The organism is Vibrio sp. 2134-1 (genome assembly GCF_033339495.1).
In genome coordinates this window covers 1-23,108 of the sequence record NZ_JAWOUS010000002.1, presented here as the reverse complement: position 1 = coordinate 23,108, position 23,108 = coordinate 1, and the positions used below count along the sequence as shown (strand labels likewise).

Annotated in this window: 9 protein-coding genes and 1 pseudogene; 2 read left to right on the top strand and 8 right to left on the bottom strand. The window is 42.8% G+C overall.

The genetic code is table 11. The annotated features are described in order from the left end of the window. Positions 1-54 precede the first annotated feature (54 nt). The 6 genes and pseudogenes from R7R78_RS02505 to R7R78_RS02480 form a co-directional block, all read right to left on the bottom strand. The gene (locus tag R7R78_RS02505) at positions 55-1,479 is read right to left on the bottom strand and encodes a toxin-antitoxin system YwqK family antitoxin (RefSeq protein WP_053304432.1); all 1,425 of its coding nucleotides are present in this window, start codon (positions 1,477-1,479) and stop codon (positions 55-57) included. Beyond that, the gene (locus R7R78_RS02500; RefSeq protein WP_017635775.1) at positions 1,479-2,723 is read right to left on the bottom strand and encodes a tetratricopeptide repeat protein; all 1,245 of its coding nucleotides are present in this window, start codon (positions 2,721-2,723) and stop codon (positions 1,479-1,481) included. The genes R7R78_RS02505 and R7R78_RS02500 overlap by 1 nt, the downstream gene beginning before the upstream one ends. Before the next feature lie 325 nt (positions 2,724-3,048). Continuing rightward, complete coding sequence (locus R7R78_RS02495) at positions 3,049-3,477, bottom strand: hypothetical protein (RefSeq protein WP_017635776.1); 429 nt, start codon at positions 3,475-3,477, stop codon at positions 3,049-3,051. A gap of 740 nt (positions 3,478-4,217) precedes the next feature. Continuing rightward, positions 4,218-5,297 (bottom strand): hypothetical protein, encoded by a 1,080-nt coding sequence (locus R7R78_RS02490; protein ID WP_225472972.1) that lies wholly within the window; start codon positions 5,295-5,297, stop codon positions 4,218-4,220. Between the two features lie 3 nt (positions 5,298-5,300). Further along, a pseudogene (locus R7R78_RS02485) lies at positions 5,301-7,001 on the bottom strand (hypothetical protein). 767 nt (positions 7,002-7,768) lie between these two features. Further along, a complete protein-coding gene (locus tag R7R78_RS02480; protein WP_318119320.1) occupies positions 7,769-18,181 on the bottom strand; it encodes a tandem large repeat in 10,413 nt (3,470 codons plus the stop codon). Between the two features lie 379 nt (positions 18,182-18,560). Between R7R78_RS02480 and R7R78_RS02475 the strand changes: the two genes are divergently transcribed. Beyond that, positions 18,561-19,535, top strand: a complete 975-nt coding sequence (locus tag R7R78_RS02475; RefSeq protein WP_225472968.1) for a peptidoglycan DD-metalloendopeptidase family protein — start codon at positions 18,561-18,563, stop codon at positions 19,533-19,535. A gap of 340 nt (positions 19,536-19,875) precedes the next feature. Here R7R78_RS02475 and R7R78_RS02470 read toward each other — a convergent pair whose 3' ends face one another. Then, positions 19,876-20,514 (bottom strand): CatB-related O-acetyltransferase, encoded by a 639-nt coding sequence (locus R7R78_RS02470; RefSeq protein ID WP_225472966.1) that lies wholly within the window; start codon positions 20,512-20,514, stop codon positions 19,876-19,878. A 94-nt stretch (positions 20,515-20,608) separates the two neighbouring features. Continuing rightward, the gene (gene ampC / locus R7R78_RS02465; protein ID WP_225472964.1) at positions 20,609-21,760 is read right to left on the bottom strand and encodes a class C beta-lactamase; all 1,152 of its coding nucleotides are present in this window, start codon (positions 21,758-21,760) and stop codon (positions 20,609-20,611) included. 358 nt (positions 21,761-22,118) lie between these two features. Here ampC and R7R78_RS02460 point away from each other — a divergent pair, with 358 nt between their 5' ends. Next, positions 22,119-23,069, top strand: coding sequence for a PLP-dependent aminotransferase family protein (locus R7R78_RS02460; RefSeq protein WP_225472961.1), 951 nt, complete (start codon positions 22,119-22,121; stop codon positions 23,067-23,069). Positions 23,070-23,108: the final 39 nt, after the last annotated feature.

Here is a 23,108-nt window from a genome sequence, read left to right as displayed (position 1 = left end):
TTGTCTCTTCCAACATATAAACGCTTTTAATACTCTGTATTAGATCCATTATGATTACAGACTCCATGATTTTTCTGAATGCAACGTTCCGTCATCCAACCATTTTGTCTGCTTGCCAACGAGCTGACCTTTAACATAGTGAGCTTGCTCTTTCAGTTGACCATTGCTGTACCATTGCTTTGCTTCACCATTCAATACACTCCGATTACCCCACCTATTCTTTTCAATAACGTAACTTAGTTCACTCTTTAGTTGGCCATCCTTGTACCACGCCTTATGTGTACCAATTTCGCCATCACGAACGATAATACCTTGTGTTTTAATCTGCCCGTTACCGTACCAAGATGTTTTTGAATACCTCTCCGGATTCTTAGTCGCTTTTATCTCATGTTTTTGATTACCATTTTTATACCATTCAGCCATACCAATATAAGCTGATTTATAAGGTCCCTTTTTATTTATATCAAGGCGGTCTATCGTTTCAATACTGCCTGAGTCATACCAGGTATATTGCAAATCATCAAAGTGACCACCAAAGGTATACTTCTCACTAGAAAGTAAGTTCGTGTTTCGATGATATCGAAGCCACTTGCCAGTCAGCGTCGGTCTCATACTCAGTAATATACCCTGAGGATTATAACTTTGGATAAAACCATAGTTCTGCCCATCACGGGTACTGTATATCGAACGAATCTTACCTTTGTAATGTTCCCACTTAATCCCTTCGTATTTGCCGTCTTCTCTAAAATAAAAAGACCTCTCATTGTATCGCGCAACACCATCAATCATGTCGATATCATAATCGAGCACCATGCCGTCTTCCCTTCCGCGATTGAAATACTCTTCTCCTTTGAGGCGATGATCAGCAAAGTAGCTGCGACTTAACCCCGCTCTGGTACCGTCAACGTATTGTTCGTCGCTAGAAAGATATCGATTGCCTTGTTTATCAATATCCCATTGCTTTTTATCACCTTGGTATTTGTTATTTACATACTGCACCTCGCGATAAAGACGACCTTCACGCCAAAACTTCTGTTTGCCGTTATAAATACCATACTGATAGGTATTGAGCTCTTCGAGGTAATAGCTTGGCTGGCCTTGGTCATTCTTAACAGAACGATCTATTTTCCACTCTTGTTCAGTACCGTGTTTCTTACCATTAAGCCAATGGCTTTTTGATTCTAAGCGACCATCTTCAAACCAACTAAAGCTTGGTCCATGCTGCTTTCCATTTAAGTAATAAGCCTCAGCACGCTTAGTCCCATTATCATAAAAAGACTCTGCAACCCCGGTATAAGGGCTCTTATCTACCTTTAGTAGCGCCGTCACATCGTTTCGATTACGTATATTACGTTCAAACTCAAGGTCATTGAATGGAGTCGCCGATACCGACAATGAAAACAGTAAGCACTGACTCATTAGTGCTATTGTCATGCTTAATGACAAGGCTTTTTTATAAGGCGAGCCTAATAACAGCATTATCGTTTATCCTCTTCGTTACAAACTTCAGGGCTACGGTTACAGATGATGGGCTTCATATTCATATCAAAATCATATTTTTCGATCATGAGTTTGACCCAAGGATACACTTCCGCATCACGCTCTTTTGGCATGTATTGGTACACTTGAACTAACATGTTCAGCGCTGATGCGGATTCTTTCGCAACAAGTTTAAGATACTCAATCCCTCGCTCCCGATCTTTCTCAACTACCATGCCTTCTAAATACATGTAACCTAAGTTGTAATACGCACAGCTTTCCCCCTTAGCCTCGGCTTGTCGTAACAAAGCTAAGCCTTTCTCACCATTGGCACTGTCCTTGTGTTCAAGGCGAACATAGTCAACGCCCGCTGCGCACATTGCGCCTGGGTCACCTTGTTTTGCGCCCAACCGTCTTGCTTCACGCGCCAATTTCCAGCGCGCATCGCCCTCTTCATAAAGTTGATAGTGATCGCCTAATAGTGCACTTGCTTCACCGTCCCCCATCTCAGATGCCTTAATTAGTAACGCTTTCGCCTCATCGTAATAGCGTGTGTTGGTCAACGCTTTAGCTTTGGCAACCAACTGCTTTGACTTACTCAATGAAGTGATATCTAGTTCAGGCGCAGTTTCAGAGCAATGATTCATTACGCGGGTTAGCATTTCAGCGAGACCACTAACAGGGAAATCATCGTCAAAGTCGTTAGTCATCTGGCTGAGTTGACCTTTAGTATTGATCTCAACATGCACAGCACTGTTGCTTTTGAGTGCATCAATGAACGCCGCTTTAGGTTGAAAAAATTGTCTGTTAGCAGCAATAGTTGGTGCGTACTGGTCTGCATTTTCGCCATGCTCAACACGGTAGTAATGACGAGTTCCATCTCCAAAGGTGAACAAATAATCACTATTTTTAAGGTAGAAATCCATGTATGACTTGTTGATACCAAATTGCACTTTATGGCCATCACAAAAAGCATAGAAACCGTCTGCAACTTCCCAGTCGAATTCCGGGTCTCCGATATAGCTCGCGCCTTGAACTTGCACGTTACCATTATCATCTTCTTCAACCGTAGATGCGTAATAAATGCTCGCATCAGGTGTATAACCATGGGTGACAATGCCTTCAGTGTCACTGGATACACGTTTCTCTTTAATATCGGTATAAACAAACGGCTCATTTTGAGCATAGACATATGAACTTGCTGCAAAAGCAAGGCATGCAAGCTTGATTGATGTATTATTCATTTGAACTCTGTTTTAAAATCTTATTTACTGGAAGTAACTTTTAAGGAATGCTATCGATTCGTTTGTTACAACTAGCTATTATTGCTTCTCCAGTTAGTCCGACAAATTGCTCCATCAAAGTTGGATTTTGTTGCGGTGTAGCCGACAGCGGAGACAACTATAATCGTCAAACCCAAGCTGAGTAATATTTTCTTTTTCATTCTTAATCCATTCTTTAATTGGGTTGCCATGGCAAATACGCCCCCAACAGATTAAAAAATATGAGTATATTTCCCAGCTCTGACTTGTGGGACGCAGACAAAGAATGGTTGACAAAAATTTGAGGTTAATCAGTTAAAAGGACCTTATCATTTTGTCCCTTCAGTATTCTCAGACATCTAGAAATCATATAAATTAGACACATCGCTATAGCAGCCAATAGACTTAATTGGGTGTAAAGTAACACCTCAGTACTGCCCCAAGCCTCTCTTAATTCAGAATAATCACCAACAGCGGCGTTAATAACCACGCCAAGGGCAATAAAGAGGTATAACAACCACAATTGAACTTTATTTCTAGGGAGAGTCTTCCACGGACATCTTTCACTAGACTGAAACACTCTGATAGCCTCACTATCTGTCTTTGCATCAATCATTTCTTCTTCAACGAAAAAGCCTTCCGTTTTTAGCCTATTGATATCAGATGACGATGTTGCACTCATTAGGTCAATCGCCACCGCAATCTTATCCCGATGTAAAATAACGTAACTATTCATTAGTACTCCCATAAAAATGAGACACTTTACGTTATATCAGTTGACGATTCAGCTTTCAGTTTTACTAAAATATTAGCGAATAAGTCGCTTTCCGGACTTCCGTGATCTTGCTCGAATATTCTATATGGAAGACAAACGTCTGCGTCTGAGCCTAGGTAATAAAGCCTCACTGGAGCCAGAAAAGACTGCCTTCAGTAGGTGCTTGCAACACTCTACAGCTAACTACGGAAGCACAATAGTAACTTGAGATACAGGTCCTTTGGTGACAAGCTATGTTGCTCCACTAAATCATAAGCCATCATTCGATAGCCCAACATACAAACTTATATTGAAGTCAATGCCTATTTCGCCAGTAAGTAGAATATACCATTGCCACCCTATCCGTCTTTCACGCTCGACGACTGTTATACGGGGGCAAACGGTGATATACACTGAATCGATCACTTTTATTTTTGACTTTCATAAAGCTTCGGTAACGTAAAACGGTTTGCAGGGTAAATCCTTTAGAGCTATTGTAATCTAACGTAACGGCTCAGCTATCTATATTGCCATCAATTCGTTTCAGACACTAAAGTACCCAACCTTACCAGAGCTAGCGAAACTGAAGTTTTCGCCTTTAAATCAAAAATTTACGCCAAACCCAGCTTTTGTATGCCAATCAAATATTCGACCTTCATCCGTATTGTAGCTGTAGAATAAAGCGCCAAATAAGTAGATTTCATCATCGTAGGTTCTGGCCATTATTTAGCCTCCTTAAACCAGTTGCCATGATTTGCAGAGAGGTTATACACAATGGCGGGGTCTAACGTGCGGCTGTAACCCAACGGAGACCAACTCCACGCTTGTTTTGTCTGGTTGTTCTGTACTGACATCAGCATCGCGTTATAATTCGTCAAAGAAAAACGATTTTTTAGACCGATGGCATATTGCATTGCCCCATCACGCTCAATCTGTTGACCATTTGCTAGATCAACAACAAACACATTGTGATAGTTGCGATTAGCCGCCCAAACGATGTCCCCTTCTGGACTGATCGCCGTATAATGCGCTTTTGCTTTATTAACAGGTAACTTTTTCCCCCATTGAACCAATTTTACAAGCTCATGAGTCTTTTCATCAATGATTCCAGCTCCAACATCTCCCACCTCATAAATCAACCCGCCTTTTATAAATCCTGTACCGAATATTTGTAAATCCGTTTTTTCCGCCTCACCTTTAGCAATATCCCACTTATACACCACACGCCCCACCTTACCCGTGCGGTAATAAACGTAGCTGCTATCTTCCGCCCACAGGAAACCCGGAATACCAGCTAAACGATGCGGCAAGTCAATTAATTTTTGCTCTTTTAAATCAAAAAGATGTATGTCAGGTCCGGAGTTCAGTGCAACGTAACGATTATTTGGTGAGCGACTGGTTTTGTATCGAGTGCTGGATGCCTTTCCAAGATAGGGTAAATCTGTCACCAAACGCAGGTCCGTACCATCGGTCTTCATACTCCAAACTTTTACACGCCCTTCGTACTCATCGTACATTGGGTCTGGTCCATATCCTTGATCGTCTGATAAGTTTGCCCAAGTAAACTGAACGCGTGGCAAATCGTAAGAACTCGCGTCGTTTAAATCTTCCCTTGGCCATTCTTTGGCACGATGGATAAAGTAACGAGGAAAGTCACGTTGTTGATAAGTCGCAGAGCCAGATTTACGGACCTTGCTCTGCTCCATGGTGTAGTAGTTATGTTCACCCACGTAAGTGCGGCCGTCATCTTTACAACCCGCTATCGATAAAGCAGTAAGTAACAGTAATAGTATTTTTTTCATGGTTTAACCTAGCAATTCTGAAATGGGTACATTTTCTTCTACAACAACAAGACGTTGGCTACCGGTGGAGAGGCTCGAATGAACACCTCGAACAATATCGACGTTCTTGACCTCTGCCGGCGGGAATGCAAAACGCAGCGTCATATAACCATCGTCGTCTTTCATCGCTGAACGAAAGTACGATTTGTGAATCCAATCGTGTTCTATGTTACGAAGCCCAAAGAAATCGTCCGGCTGATCTGTCAGAGGCTCGTGAAGGTAACGTATAGAAGGCAAAGCGCCTCTCGGAGCCAACTTAAGCCCCGCAACATTGCTTTCTTTATGTTCGTTGATGATTCCACTGCCAGTGCCTGTCGATGTGGTACCAGAAACTGGAATAATATTCTCACCCGCATTATTAAAGCTTTGGAATGAGGAGTATATTTGCAACTCTGAAAGAGACTTAGCAATTGAAGCAGGATCACTCTCTAGCTCAGACAGTTCAGTGTTTGTCAAAGCCAACTCGGAATAATGGATATAACATTCTTGTACTTCTCCCGCGACTTTATATGGCACCCAAATATGCGGTAGAGGAACACCTTGTGCAATACGCAAACCATCTTTGCCAGCTTTATAAGGGCTTAGCACCGTTTTAACAGTGATAGGATCAATATCTAATTTTGGAAAAACAATATCTACTTCCTCATCTACAAGGCGGAATACCCTAGCACCTTGATCAAGGCTTAAATGTCCCGAATACACTTTCTGACCAGATTGATAAATCTCAAATGCTTCTTCGCCAACATAGTAGTCTGGTACAAGGTTTGCCCCATCAATATTTACATGCCGCGTTTTCATCGAAGGTTCAGGATCATTATTTCTGTAGTACTCTAAATCGACATCGGCAAAGTAGCCTTTTGGTGTAACTTCAACCTCTCGCCAAACTTTGTTATTCCAGATTACATAAAAATAACCTTCTGCGACCAACTCATGTCCATTTGGGCCCTCTAGCATAGATAGTACAGGCACCAACACGTTATCCCACTCATCCATCTGAGTATCTTTATCAACGGGTTGCAGGTTTTCGGCGAGTTTAAGCAAAATTGGCTGAGGCTGGTCAGTGCAAGGGATTTTGATATAGAGCGTTTTGCCCTCAGCTTCGAGATCTTTAAATGTCGCGAGGCTGCGGTGTTTGTTTTCTGTATCAGCCTTACCTACAGTCACTTTTTCTTTTTGAGCGTCCGTTTTACCCAACATCAAACATGCCGCGTTGCTAGACCACTGCCCTGCAAACTCGACAACAATTTTTTGGTCTGGGCTTGGCTCAGAAGGTACATGCGTGTAACTGCGAACTAGAGCAACATCGTCAGTAACCCGCTTTAAAAACTTTGCTTTCATTCGAAGCAGATACAGAGTCAACGAGTGATTTAAGTCTAGGGAAGCTTTGCAGCTGAGAGTCCGTCAATGGCGACCGACGAGCAACGGTAGATAATGACACCCAATTGCCTTTTCCCAATTCGATTCTTATAGCTGCTAGCAATGCGCTGGTCGTTTTTTTGGCAGAGATGGAAATCTTTTCGCCAATTCTTTAGGGAGGTTTCTAAGGATGTCATCTGAATTTCGCAAACGCGAAAGCTGTCCTATACACTCGTCCGGTGTAAGAACATAAGATAGCTCGTTGGAGGATAGCTTCGAGCTAGGTATAAATTTGCAAACTAAATGCATTTGAATTCTCCACAACCAACATCGTAAATATGGCTGCGGTGACAATTAAGCTGATAAGGCTTACAAGTACGATTTGGTCTGCGTATCCTACTTACTTAGCCATTTATTTTCAAAGAGATAGAAAAATCGCCCGAAATCAAAAACACCAAAAAAATGGTCATTTTTGCTATCAAAACATGCGATTTGACCACTATAAAAGCCAGTAACATCACCCACTCTGTCAAAATGGTAAAATCTTACTATCTAAAAAAATTTAATTTATGGACTGAAGTTAACAAAAATCGTAGTAACGTGCGCTTCAGGTAAGTACGAGGAAATTCAGAAGTTTATGAGGTGCCCTCCTCAGCAACAAACAACAAATTGACTGTTACTGAGGAAGTTTAAATAAAAAGGTGAGCGCATTACGCACTCACAAAAGTAACTGCTCTGAAGCTTGCTAGGATTAAATTTGCTTCATCGCGAGTTAAAGAGGTGAGGTATTACCCATCGACCTCATGCAGAACACTATACTCAAAGTATAGAAACGATCGTAAATATATAATATTTAAAAAGATTTTCAACACGACACATTCACCACAGCACCTGCCGAGCGACCATCACAATCACGTCATACACACCTAAAAGCAACATTGGCCTAGTTATTATAGTTATTCAGCCTTGTATTAAGACGATTCATTAATTCGAGTAACTTATCAATAAAGGCAATTATTTTGATAAATATCACAAAAAGTCCCAAAGAAATAAAGCGAGCTAAACGCTCGCTTTATTTATGCCGCATTTTTTAAAGTTTTGTTATCACTAAAATATCGGTTGTAAACAGCACCTAAGGAGGCTGTACTTGCGAAACGATCATAGTTAAATGTTGCTTGAGCCTCTTCGGCAGAGGCGGAAAGCTTGTTGGTACCATTTACATAAATCGTCACTACCCCCTCCTTCAGTCCTGAAAGATCTAAATCAGTTGTCCATGAGTCTGAAAGCACGGTTGCCATGCCTGTGGCTTCTGTACCATCAGCGTCGACTGCTTTGATATCTATGAACTCACCATCTTCAAATCGTTCACTGCTACCACTTACTGTCACGCTTTCCACTCCAGTAACATCGTTGATAGCGTCTAGGTGTATTGTCGGTGTAATTGGCATGGAGTAAGCCGTGCTCTGACTACCGGTATTCCCTGATAAGTCTTGGTAGTCACGAACAAGCAACCCCACATTGAGCTCTGACGTGCTTGGTACCACCACATCACCAGTCCAAACACTTGGGTCCGCGGTTGCCATTAATGAAGTGATCGTTGTACCACCTAACTCCGCCGCTGCGGACTGCAGATCTTTATCGAATTCTAGCGTTACCGTCACGCTTTGGCTGATGGCTTGGTGCTCAGGCGTAAACGTCACGTTAGTCAGCGTTGGCAAAGACTGCGCCAATGTAAAACTCTGGCTTTCACTTACTTCAATGCCCGCTGAGTTCGTCCCCGTCACCATCACGGTATAAGTGCCGTTGGTTTGGTGACTCATATCAATCGCGTCACTGGTCCAATTGCCACCGGCTTGTACCGTCGCACTGCTGCTTTTCAATACCGTCGCGCTGCCTTGGGCTTTTACTTCAAGACGCAGGGACTGACCATCAAAACGTGTCGACGTACCTTCAAATTGTAGCGTGGCTGCATGCGCTTCATCCACATTACCCACTGGCGTAATAGCTAAGGTTGGCGTGATCGGCATGGAGTAAGCCGTGTTCTGACTACCGGTATTCCCTGATAAGTCTTGGTAGTCACGAACAAGCAACGCCACATTGAGCTCTGACGTGCTTGGTACCACCACATCACCAGTCCAAACACTTGGGTCCGCGGTTGCCACTAATGAAGTGATCGTCGCACCACCTAACTCCGCTGCGGCGGATTGCAGATCTTTATCGAATTCCAGCGTTACCGTCACGCGTTGGCCGATGGCTTGGTGCTCAGGCGTAAACGTCACGTTAGTCAACGTTGGCAGAGACTGCGCCAGTGTAAAGCTCTGGCTTTCACTCACTTCAATGCCCGCTGAGTTCGTCCCCGTCACCATAACGGTATAAGTGCCATTGGTTTGGTGACTCATGTCCATTGCGTCACTGCTCCAAGTGCCACCGACTTGTACTGTCGCGCTGCCGCTTTTTAGTACCGTCGCGCTGCCTTGGGCTTTCACTTCAAGACGCAGGGACTGACCGTCAAAACGTGTCGACGTACCTTCAAATTGTAGCGTGGCTGCATGCGCTTCATCCACATTACCCACTGGCGTAATAGCTAAGGTTGGTGTGATCGGCATGGAGTAAGCCGTGCTCTGACTTCCGGTATTCCCTGATAAGTCTTGGTAGTCACGAACAAGCAACGCCACATTGAGCTCCGACGTACTTGGTACCACCACATCACCAGTCCAAACGCTTGGGTCCGCGGTTGCCACTAATGAGGTGATCGTCGTGCCACCTAACTCCGCCGCGGCGGACTGCAGATCTTTATCGAATTCCAGCGTTACCGTCACGCTTTGGCCGATGGCTTGGTGCTCAGGCGTAAACGTCACGTTAGTCAGCGTTGGCAGAGACTGAGCCAGTGTAAAGCTCTGGCTTTCACTTACTTCAATGCCCGCTGAGTTCGTCCCCGTCACCATCACGGTATAAGTGCCGTTGGTTTGGTGACTCATGTCCATTGCGTCACTGATCCAAGTGCCACCGGCTTGTACTGTTGCACTGCCGCTTTTTAGTACCGTCACGCTGCCTTGTGCTTTCACTTCAAGACGCAGGGACTGACCGTCAAAGCGTGTCGACGTGCCTTCGAATTGTAGCGTGGCGGCATGCGTTTCATCCACATTGCCCACTGGCGTGATGGCTAAGGTCGGCGTCATCGGCATGGAGTAAGCCGTGTTCTGGCTACCGATATTCCCTGATAAGTCTTGGTAGTCACGAACAAGCAACGCCACATTGAGCTCCGACGTACTTGGTACCACCACATCACCAGTCCAAACACTTGAGTCCGCGGTTGCCACTAATGAAGTGATCGTTGTACCACCTAACTCCGCTGCGGCGGATTGCAGATCTTTATCGAATTCCAGCGTCACCGTCACGCTTTGGCCGATGGTTTGGTGCTCAGGCGTAAACGTCACGTTAGTCAGCGTTGGCAGAGACTGCGCGAGTGTAAAGCTCTGGCTTTCACTCACTTCAATGCCCGCTGAGTTCGTCCCCGTCACCATCACGGTATAAGTACCATTGGTTTGGTGACTCATGTCCATTGCGTCACTGATCCAAGTGCCACCGGCTTGTACCGTTGCGCTGCTGCTTTTCAATACCGTCGCGCTGCCTTGGGCTTTCACTTCAAGACGCAGGGACTGACCGTCAAAGCGTGTCGACGTACCTTCAAATTGTAGCGTGGCGGCATGCGTTTCATCCACACTGCCCACTGGCGTAATAGCTAAGGTTGGCGTGATCGGTAATTCGTGAGCGGTGTTATCCTCACCTATGTTGCCAGTCAAATCTTTAAATTGACTAACAACCAAGTCGACACTTAACAGCGCGGTGCTCGGAACTTGTACATCACCAACCCAGACCTTTTTATCTGCCGTTGCTGACAGAGAACTAATGCGATTTCCGCCAAGCGTAGCGGTCGCCTCTTGGAGCTCTTTATCAAACTCAAGCGAGACACTCACGCTTTGCCCCACGCTCTGATGCTCGGGGTTAAATGTCACATTGGTCAGTTTTGGTAAGGTTCCTTCAACCGCGATACTTAAACTGCTTCCTTTTCCAGGAATGGTGTTGATACTTTGGTAGCTATCATCCTCTACCTGTATTGTTATGTTTTTATCTTGCTTTTCTGGACTGATGTAATTAACCGTCCACGTAACGTTGTCTGAAGTGGACCACGTATCTTGCTTTAACGTTCCTGTTGCACCGTTATCACTAGCGACAAGGTGGACATCTGAGATATCAAAGTTAGTAACTTCTTCTGTAAAGTTAAACGTAAGTGTAATCTCTTCACCTCCAAAAAGAGGGGCGCTTGAGGCGGTAGAGATACTTAGCCCGGGAACGGTTGCCGCTTCCACATGCGCGTCAATAGAACTTTCACTCTTGTTATCCACTTTGTCTGTTGCTGCCACCGTGATCGTATGATCGCCTTTCGGTAACAAGTAGCTTATGACATAAGGCCCCGCTTCGGTTGTCGGCTCAGTAATCGCTTGAGGAGCCACTGTGCTACCACCACTCACCGCTTTTGACGTGACGAGATTTAAATTTTTATCTGTAATGTATGCACTAATTTCTAGTTGATACTTATCGTTTGTCGGCACCTTAGAGGTTTGATTAGCACTTAAGCCCGAAATACTTGGAGCGTCATAATCAACAATAGATTCGATAACCTTTCCATCATAACTTTTGCCTAGTAATTCAAAGCTTGTATTCTCTCTTCCAACTGAGTCCGTCACCGTCACCTTAAGGGTATATGACCCTTGGTTATCGACGGCAAAGTTCATCATTCCATTACCACTAGATGAGATAACATCACCTGAGTAACGCAAGGAATCACCGAGGCTTGGAACAAGCTCCACAGAATATTGTGAAGCTTTCACTCTTTCTCCTTCCACCGTAGATACCGTAAACGGCTGGCTTGCCTTGGTTAAAAACAGTTTCCCACCCTGCAAACTCGTAATTCCATCGAAATCAACTGTGACTTTAGGAACACTAATATCAATGACTTTTCTGATATCAGAATACAGTCCGACGCTATCTGTCGCTTTGATGTCTACTGTGATTGAACCACGCCCCTCTAACTGAGATTTCGGTAGTTCAAAGTACGTAGATGAACCATTCCCATCCTCTACTCTTTCTTCTTGATAACTCGGGTTTAAAACCGAGTAGTTTACTGTTGCCAGGCTGCTACCAGTGTCCGTTATGTCAAAACGAAAACGAACATTATCAGGATTTGTTGGCGATTCGGTTACGATAATCTCATCGCCAACACTTGGAGGTGTGTTGTCAACTTTAATATCAACGGTCGCTTCACCGACTCTCGACCACACATCCGTTGCGGTAATCGTTGTCCTGATCGTTTTTCCATCCGCATCGCTAGGAAGTTCACTTGTAAATGTTGAACACTTGTAGGTTGGATCATCTGCACACACCTCTAATTGTGCAAACTTCTCCGGATTATCTTTATAGTTGTAGGATTCCGTTCCAAACCTGGCCATCACATTGTCTAGTCTAGAGTTTTCATACAGCTTAATTCTGAATTTGGCGACAAGCTGCTGACCATTAATGGTTGTGTTTCCAACCGGATCAGTAATTTCAACGACTACCGAACCTTTAGGTAATTCAAGCAGTAGATCGTGCTCTGGCGTCAAGTTTCCTGCTAAATCAGATAAGTTCTTGATTTTGTATTCTTGAGTTGTACTCAGGCCATCAATAATATCGGCATAGGATTCAGAATACGTACACTTGATATTTCCAACACCTTTGGCACAAGTCGTTGGTGTATAAGCTTTGTTGCCAAGATTACGAACCAACTTTGGATATTCATCTGAACTTTCGGTATTCACGCCTGATAAAGCATCATTGAAAGAGAGCTCAAATGTGAGCATCTTCTTCTTCAAAGCTTCATCAAACCAAACATCACTTCCTTTAAAACTGTATGAGTTACCATCTACGACTGTCGGTGCATCAATATCCACCATCGAGAAATTGAACTTGTTGATCGTTTCACGCCCATTTGTACCCAAGGTTTTAGTGATCAAAGTAACAGGTGCTTTGGTCATGTTTTGCCCAACATTGACACTACAACTGTAAGGTTCTTGCGATACGTTGATAACACCAGAAGTTGGTTGCTCATTAGTTGGTGGCGCATCCAGAGAGTTGTATTCTTCACGAACCCAACACTCTAACGTTTTGGCTTTGACCGCACTCAATGTAGTAAAGGTGACATCAAGAACACCATCAGATAAGTAATTTTGGAAGTCCAGCGGGCTTTCAACTGTTAGAACCACACCTTCACGCTGTACGCTAAAGGTTTGGTTTACTTTTCCAACCTTTCGGTCTTTTTCATCAAGGTAACGAACTTTGTTATAAACTTTGATATCAAGTTCATAATTACCATCTTTGGCAATTTGTGTAGAAAGCAACGTTGCAGTCCAAGTGCCATCTGCGGTTTCTGAGAACGTAAAGTTAGTCCCGTTTTGCTCTCCAGAGAATCTATAAGTTGAGTCAATTCGATCAACGCCACTATCATCAACAATATCAAGCGTCAGTACGATATTTCCATCTTGATAGATGGTGTTGTTTGTAATTGGCGTTCCATCCGTGTAACTCATCGCCAGCGTCACCTGCGGGATTGAGTTGTACACTTTGACGGTAAAATCTTGCTCATCACTGGTTAAGGTTGTGTTGCCACGAACATCAGACCCTTTTAAACGAACCTTGTGTGTACCCGTACCTAAATCACCAAGGCTCACTTTGAGATCCTCATTGATTTTTGTACCGGGAGAGCCAGGTAATGGTTCCAGATCGCTAAACGTCCAATACTCTAGGCTTTCTCGATTTACGCCATTAATTGAAACATCACCGTTTGCATTTAGGTCTAGCGCCGTTAGGTCAAAGACATAGTTACCTAAGTAGTAGTCATTCGCATTGAAACCACTTAAGCCTAATGTTGGCCCATCACGATCAAGAATAACCTTGTGCGTGTTAGAACTAGACTCAAAACCATAAATATCGGTTGCTTTTACATACAATGACGTTGTTTTTTCATCTTCAGAAATGTCTATTTTATCTGTGTCACTCTTGATAAGAGACATGACAAACTCTTTAGATGAATCCGTTGGCACAATTGTCTTAATTGGCGAATCTTTACCACTTTGATACAGCGAGACTTGCTCAAGGTCTGAATCGTCTATTACAGATTTAAATCGCACGTTGAACTCACGCCCTATGACATAGTTCTCTTTGGACAATGTGTCTTCAACCCAAGGTGTATTTAGGATGATTTCAGGGCCTTTGTTATCGACTTGGAAGGTAAATTTCCCTGTTGTACTAACATTGGCAGGGTAAGCGTTGTCCGTCGCAGTGACGTAAAACTCATTCCATTCATCGTAATCAAATGCTTTTGAAACCAGTTGGACTTTGACGTCAGGCTGTTCACCAACTAGGTATGGTACGTCACACGCCTCTGTTAGAGGGTCACAGCTTTCTAATGTCAGAGCCTGACCAGATCCGCGGCGCAGATCTATTTTTACGTTATTGCCAGAGCTTAACGTCCCCCAATCAATGACAGGTGTCCATTGGTTATTACCACCTAAACGGCTTTGAACCTGCTCGCTTTTTACAATAGGAGCTTCAGAGTCGATACGAATATTGAATCTCGGAGCGGTGCTAGTTAACTCTGAAACGGAGTTACCTAAGTTGTCCTCTGCTGCGGCAACAACTAACCAATCTCCATCACCAGGATAAATCGTAGAGCCTTGATTTGAACAAATCTCGCCCGTACATAGTTTGACTTTAAACGCGTCTTTTGAGTTACTTGCAAAGTTTTCTGGTGTGTATGTTACTTTTTCACCGGTTTGCTGGTAGAAAACAAGACCCCTCGAGGCAAGCTTATCACCAACAATATCCTCAACCTTGAAGGTTAATTCATGAGTATTGTTCGCATTTAAATAAATACCGTTTTCTACAGGTTTACCATCGACATCATTCGGTGGAAGGTAACTGGCCTTAGGGAAGTCGTTATCAATAAACACCGATTCTATAAACGGAGATTTACCATTGTAACCATACGCATTGCCATGTGGGTCCATAGCACTGGTCTCCACGGCAAACTCTATAATATCTTTTAGTTCACTAGACTGGGAGTTAAGGGTGAAGAAGTACTCTTTTCGATAAGCATTGCTGCTGTCTGAGTTTTCTACGATGTTGATGTCCAGTGGTATTTCAATGTTTGGCTCATTGGCTTGATACCACATCGTGCTAAACTTCGGGCCGTGAGCGTCGGTTCCTACAATACCAGAAGGATCGTCTAGGACAATTTTAGAAACAACCTCGCCAGCGATATAAAGCCTATTACCAACCATCGTCTCTCTACCGCTTTCAATGGTTAATTTTGGCTGCGGAGGCAAGGTATCGATACTGCTACCCTCTGTATCAAAAATGTTCTTACCATTAAAGTCAGGATTAGCCATCGAAATATCATCAGCATAGAGCTGCGCGATATTGGTCTCAATACCGTATTTGCTCGCCATGATTTCATAATACGATTGCGCCAGATCTTTTCGGTAAGTTTCAGCGCCAAACGTGTAAGAATCGAGCGTAACTTGACTTCCTCCGGCCCCTATACCATTTGCTTTTCCATCGTAGCTAAAATCATCGTAACTAGCAGATGCAAAATCTAATGAGTTATTTCTTGGCATTCTCTCGGCAATACTATCAATTGCTTCAACAAGGAATCGGTGTAGATAGTCATTTGATGGCTTGTCTGGAATCGCTTTAGTCGTAAGCATTTCATTGGTTGCATAAGACACAACCGTTGGGTCAAACCCAAAGAATGAGTTGTTATTCGTACCTGATAACGCGTAGCGCACCTCATCAAGAATTTGAATCGCACGTTCTGAAGTTTTCTCTCCCGCTGTCACTTGATCCCACTGGAAATCAAACAAACCAGTCTGATATGTCGATAGTTCAGTAATATAGTAAGTTTGAGAACCTTTGAGCTTAAAATACACACCAATATTGGCCTTGTTTAAGTCAACCGTAACTTTCTTGGTCCCTGGATCTCTTTTCCATTGGTAATAGTATGGCTCACTGCCTTCGATACCAATTAAACGAACACGCATGAAATCATAATTCACTACGTCAGTTGTGGTTTCACAACTCGCTACGTCAAGAGCCATGGACTGGTCACTTTCCAGTTGCTGGATAGTGGTACAACTTGCAAGTGAAGTGAATTCACCACTTGGGCTCAACCCTTCAAGTTGAGCTCGCGCACCAATAAATGGTGTCACCACTTTTATGGTTGGTAGGTCAAAGCTACTTCTAAAATATACTTCTCTTGGAGTGCTTTCGTTATCAGACTCATCGACGGTTTGAATGACTAACTTTTGACTACTGTTTTCTGATACCGATTTAAAGCTGTCACCCAAAATATCTCTTACAAAAGGAATGTAATAAATGACATCCTCTACTCGCCCATTGCTATCTAACAGCGTTTCGTGCGGAATTTTTGCGATGTAATCGTCATCGGATGCGGTTGTGTCAATAACTTGCTGAAGTGAGTAGTTGTTATCGTTGTTTTGGCTTACGTAGTACTTGACGACGAGCTTAAGCTTATTAGCGTTGGAGCCTAAAACCGTATCGGTGTTTACGTCTGAAACTTTCACACGAACATAAGGGATTTTATTCTCTTTCAATAAATTAGCGTTGAAGTTACTAAAATCTATCCCTTTTAATGAGTTCTGAATCCCTAAACTTGCGTACGCATAGTCAATCTTCAGGAAATCGCGGCTTGCTTGAACATTGTCTGGGGTGTACGTATCTTGAGAGTAGATACCATCGTAAGTGGTTCGTTCACCATCTAAACCCACATTTACGTACGTCATTGACGTACCTTCAGGATAGGTTATCGTCTGTGCTGGCGCTTGATCGTCACGACTTACTGCATGCTGCGCAGCGCCCGTATTCCCTTTGCTATCCTTCGCTCGAACCTCAAAGACCGTCGTAGATAGGAATTCATCAGTTGGGTAAGCCTTACTAAACTCACAAGCATTTCCAGACTCTACAGTGACAGGAGAACATGTGACGCCCTCATGTAAGCCATCTTTAAATGAAATACTGACCGAACTAATCTCTTGCGAGCTTTCTTTTACAACCCCTTTCAGAACGTATTCTTTAAGTTGGTTATTAATTGCACTCGCCGATGTAATATCGATAACAGGCGCATCGTTATCCCATTCAAAGTTGATATGAAGACCCGAATGGCTGCCTGGAATTAACTCATTACCCAGTACATCCGCTGTATATAAGACTAACCGTGCTGCTGTTACGTTTGAGAGCCCTGTGGCAGGGTTCATATCTACACTATCGATCTCTTTGGTATTAATGTTAACTTTAACGTTGGTCTCTCGAAGGCCAACTTCAAAATCATCAAATTCAACCGAACAGAATGTGCTTCCAAAATCTTGTATGTCGTTACATTGAAATTCACCAGACCAAGAGCCATTAATCTGATACTGAATAAAGGCGGATACGTCTTCTACACCGATATCATCAACAATTTTTAGGTCAACTTTATCGGTGCCTGCAAGTACATCACGGTCAATGCGTGTCACGATAGGCGCTGTGGTATCAATCTCCGTCCCATCTCGCGGTGGAATGACGCCATCTGTACTGCCATATGTACCTAAGTCATTAAGCTTCTTACTAAAGTCGACATAGTCTGCAGCATCAGTACCTGAAATATTGATACTTGGGTCGTTTACCACGATCAAAACGTGCTGAGATAAGTCACGTGTGTAAACGTCGCTGTTTATCTTTTTCTGTCCAAAGCTGAGGGGAGTCACTGCTCCTGAAGTCTTGCTCACTTCAAGACCATCAAGAACACCATCTGCAATAACATCCCGATATTGGATGTCAGCGAAGTGCATCGAAGTGTAGACGTTATCGCTGTTGCCGTATTTTTTTATAAGATCGTAAGAGTAAGACGAGTATGCTGTTAATAAAGCACCGTATTGATGCCCAGCACTAGCAAAACTGCTTTGCCCACCTTTGGTAATATCAATAGGTTTGGTCTCATTTACGTCAAAACCATACATGCTATTGATACTATCCAAAGCGGTTGAAAAGGCACTTTCATCTGTGGCCCCCTGAGAAATTTTGTACTTTGCCAAGCCTGCTGCCAAGTTCGACAGCGGAGTAAGCATTAACTTTTGCTCACTCCCCTCTTTAAAGTTCACAACACCTTCAAATTTAAGTGTCTTCGCATTGCTCACAGATACCGTTTCATTTGTAAACGGATCGGTATAACTCCCCTCTTTTGCAACAACAAAAAGAGGCATTGACGACGATTCAAACTCTAGCAGATAGTTTCCGAAGGCATCAGACGTCGTGTTAGCCAACTTCCGACCTAAGTTTCCATTTTTGAACTCGAAAACCTCAATCTTGGCGCCATTGACTGGGGCGTCAAACACCATACCGGAAATGCTTCCTTTGCTTCTAGCTGGAGGTGTGTTGTCTCCTCCATCACCACCACATGCACTCAATAAAAGAGATGTAAGCGTAAGACCTAATGTTAATTTCAGCGTATTTTTAGCGAACATAGTAATTTGGCAAAATATATTTTCCCGAGATTATATTATTGAAAAATATTTTCTCAACGTGACATTAACACCAACAAAATAGGCATAAACACCAAGCCAACCGTCACTTTGACTGAATTATTAAAATTATTTTTACATCCTATAATTATTAACTTAGTTAAAACAGAGGAATTACTCATGCTTTAATGCTAGTTTTTATTTAAAATATTATACTCTACGCACAACTGTCAGTATTGATAAACCAACAAAACTAATGACTATTTTAATAATAAAAAGAAGTGTGCAAGCTCCTACCGTAGCCCTTATCACTACTGCGTTAATCATATTGATTAGCGTATCGCTTTCTCACTACTTCCTCACTCCTGTGGATAGGCTACCTACCATCAAGCCTTTAGAATTCGAAAGTGAGAATGTGCAGCCATCAATTAAAAAGAAGACTCGTAGGCAAAAAATCACTACCGGTGTTGTTGAATACTCTTTTGTCGCTTCATTATTAAAATCAGGAGTGAGTCAAAAAGAGATCAACTTGCTATTAGCACTTATCAAAAGCAAGTTTAATATTATTGACTCTATTAAAAGAGGTGATAACTTTATCTTAAGAACTAAATTAAATAGTAAAAATGAAACTTACATTAGTTCTTTTTACTATTTAGGCAGTAAAACTGATTTATTTATTATCAATGATGGTCACGGTAACGTATTTGATGAGCATGGTGTATCGATAAATAATCAGTTCATGTTTTCTTCACCCTTTGATAAAAACTACAGAGTGAGCTCTGACTATGACTTAAAGCGAACACATCCAGTGACCAATATAACGACTCCGCACTTAGGCACTGATTATGCCACACCTGTAGGTACACCGATTCGTAGTATTGCTGATGGCATCGTTTTAAAGTCCCGCTACAACCGTTTTGCAGGCAACTACATTAATATCCGCCACACAAATGGCTCTGTATCACGCTACCTACACTTATCTCAGCGCAACGTCCATGTTGGTGAGAAGATCAGCCGAGGACAAGTGATAGGGAAAACGGGTAACACAGGAAGAACAACAGGGCCGCATTTACATCTTGAACTGCACATCAATGGTGTTCCGATTGATTACGAGCGATACATTCAAAGGCACCCAAACGCTGACGTAAATATAGAAATGCTGATTGCAGCGAGAAAAGAAAAAGCAGAGTTAACAGCGGAATGGCAACGGTATGAGCAGTCAAATAGGTAACAACATCCACTTCGATTCGCTCTTTCTTCATTTATCTGAAGCGAGTCCTCGTAACCCTCTGAGCGCTTCGTAGTCTGTCGCCACTAACCAATTTCAGGATCAAAAAGAGCCGCTACATGCGGCTCTTAATAATTATAATTTCCCGATATTCCATCGGTTTCCCCTTTACCAAATACGTTGTCCTCTTGTTCTTGAACGCAAATGGTACGCGCCCCATCATGTTCACGTAAAAAATCAATAAAAGAATAAAATGATTACTCATTGTATTGGCTAGATATTTAATACAAAGAGGCCCAACTATGACCTCTTTCTGACTTTTTAAACAGTGACATTGTCACGATTATGAGTAGTTTCTATCATATTCAGCGCTTGCCTTTCTCAGCCCTTCTAAATCGTCTGAACATAAAAATCTCTTCAGGCTGTCGATTTTCTTATCAGGCCAATCATATATCCTAAGAGCAAGCAGTTCGTCTATCGTCTCTCGAGAAAAGCGATATTTGACATGCTTAGCTGGTGAACCCGCAACCATGCTGTAAGGCTCAACATCTTTCGTCACCACACTGTTTGCCGCAACGATTGCTCCTTCTCCGATAGTCACACCCGGCATTATCATGGATCGCATACCGAGCCAGGCGCCATCGCCAATATGAGTATCTCCTTTCCCGACGTACGCTTCTTCAATAAAGTCCATAAATGGGTACAAGGAGAACCAATCTACTCTATGTGTACTGTTTCCCCCCATAACAATCACAACTTCCGCTGCAATACAGACAAAGTCACCTATATGTAACTTATCAATCTTCCATTTTGGTTCCCAATCTCGGCTGAACTCATCACCTTGTAGATATCTTACAACGGACTCCTCAAAACCGGCGTCCCAACAATCACTGTAATAACTATGTTTACCTTTAATCGTTATATTTGGGTTCGTAACAACTTCATGTAGCAAAGTCACTTTAGACCAATGCTTAGTTTTCATGAATACTCCTATAAATACTATCGAATAAAACACTGCAGATAGTATGTATCTAAATAAGCTCTAATAATTACATAGTTCCTATTACTACTAAAATTTACTTCACCACTGAGCTAATAATATGGTGAGCAGCCTCTACTCTTTCTGCATTAGGGTAGTTTTTATTCGCTAGAATCACTATGCCTATTTTTTTAGAAGGTACATACGCGACATATGCCCCAAACCCACCTGTTGAGCCCGTTTTGTTATACCAAACATCACGACCGAGAGTACCGGGTTCACTTGCTTGCACCGGTTTAGCGTTGAGAATTACGTCGCTGGAGTTACCCTTCAATAATTGTGAAAGTGAAACGGGGTAATCATAACCTTCCCACCCCACTGCTTGCGTAAATGTATCGGTATTAAAATACTTAATGTGAGTTAGCTCTAGCGCATTCTCTATATCATTATTTAGTTGCACTTGCCCCATATTTGCTTCGATATATTGAAGCATATCTGAGCTTGTTGATTTAATACCATAGGCTTGTGCATCAAGAATACCTAGATTAACTCTAACTGGGTTTCCCTCAGAACTATAACCAAAAGCATAGTTGTTAAGCTTATCCTTTGGTACATCGACAAACGTATTGGTAATACCGAGCTCAGGCAGGATGACGGTTTCCATCATTTCCGTATAGTCTGACTTCATACTCAAGGCACCGATGTAGCCAAATAGACCAATACTAGGGTTTGAGTACTTCCTCTTAGTACCGGCTTCGTACTCCGGTTGCCACGTTTTGTAGTACTGCATCATTTCAGCGTCGTTCGTTACTTCGCTAGGAAATTGCAGTGGTAGACCACCCGCAGTGTAGGTGGCGACATGAACTAGCTTGGTATTACCCAGAGCACTATTCTCTAATTCTGGAATATAATCTTTGACCTTGTCATCCATGTCTAGCTTACCTTTTTCTTGGGCATACCCAGTCAAAGTAGCGGCAAAAGTTTTACTGATAGAGCCGAGTTCAAAAATTGTGTCGTTGGTGACTAAACTCCCCTTACTTACGTCAGCCAAACCGTAATTATAAAAATAACGTTTACCATCAATCGTTACTGCAACAGCCAGCCCCGGAATGTCGTATTCGTTTATTAATCCTTTAGCGCATTCATCAACTACGCTCTTTAATTGACTGCTAACCGTTAACTCCGTTTTCGCAAACGTGACGAAAGAAGTGAGCGATAAAATGGCTACCAAGGCATTGTTTAACTTCATTAAACCCTCAACTTTTAATTTTCACTTATAATTAATTTCTAGTTTATTCCAAGGCTTTTAACTTTTTATATAAAAGTAATCCCGACTTGAAGAACTCCTATCGTTAACCCTCGATGAATAACACTGTGTCTTCAAATTTTAGTGCGATATAAACAGGTCTAAACCTGATCACCGTTGATAAGTAGGCCGATTAGGTACGAATGTGAGTAACATCCGTTTGCAAAATGGGGAAATAGTGTTCTCAAATGCGCTTTCTCCATACCAAGATAACGGTATACTAGGTAGATATACTTGGTATATACAGATCCACATCCTCACACCGCTTTAGAACCACTTTTCAACGTCTACAGAGAAAACGATGCCATTTTCACTACACTTCGAAACAGGAAAAGTCACCAGCCAACAACTTTATTCCGAGATATACCAAGGGATATTAGAAGGCAGATTACGATCAAATGAGAGATTACCATCAACTCGCATGCTGTCGAAAAAGTTAGGCATAGCAAGAAACACTGTCATTTCGGTGTATGAGCGACTTCAGTTCGAGGGGTGGATAGTAAAAAAGGCGGGGTCTGGCACGTACGTAAGTAATGCTCTAGAACAAACGGTGAATCAAGATAAGAGACCAATAAAACACTACCAACTAGGGGTGTTTGGCACTAACGCAGCGAAGAAGCCAGAGATCATCGCACCAAAGAATCTAGACTATGACTTCACTTTAGGCGTTCCTGATCATCAGAGAATAGCAAAGCATATTTGGCGACACTCAAGACTGAGTAGGCTCAATGCATTAACTCCAGAGTTTGCACATGGTGGTGATTTGCAAGGGTTAGCTTGTTTACGAGAGTCTATCTGCGAGTATGTGAGACACTCGAGAGGCGTAATCTGTGACCCTGAAGACATCATCATTACGCAAGGGTGCCAGCAGGCAATAATGACGACTCTCCTAACATTACTCTCTCCCGGGGATCTCGTGTCGACGGAAGATCCAGGATATCCTGTTTTTCGAAATCAAGCTCGATTACTTGGCGCGCAAATAGGCTCCGTGCCGATGGACGACCAAGGTGTTGTCGTTGAATCAATCCCTTCTAATACCAAAATTATTTATACAACGCCTAGTCATCAGTTCCCTTTAGGCTTTAGCTACTCAGTTGAAAGGAAGTTAGAACTGCTGAGATGGGCAGAAGTTAATAACGCAATCATTATCGAAGATGATTATGATGCGGAATATCACTACCTCAATACCAGTAAGCAAGCTCTCAAGTCACAAGGTAAATTACCACCTTCTAAAGAAGGTGGCTTTGTGTGAGCCCCCTAAAAGGGGGCCTTTGTTTAGTCCAGCGCCAAT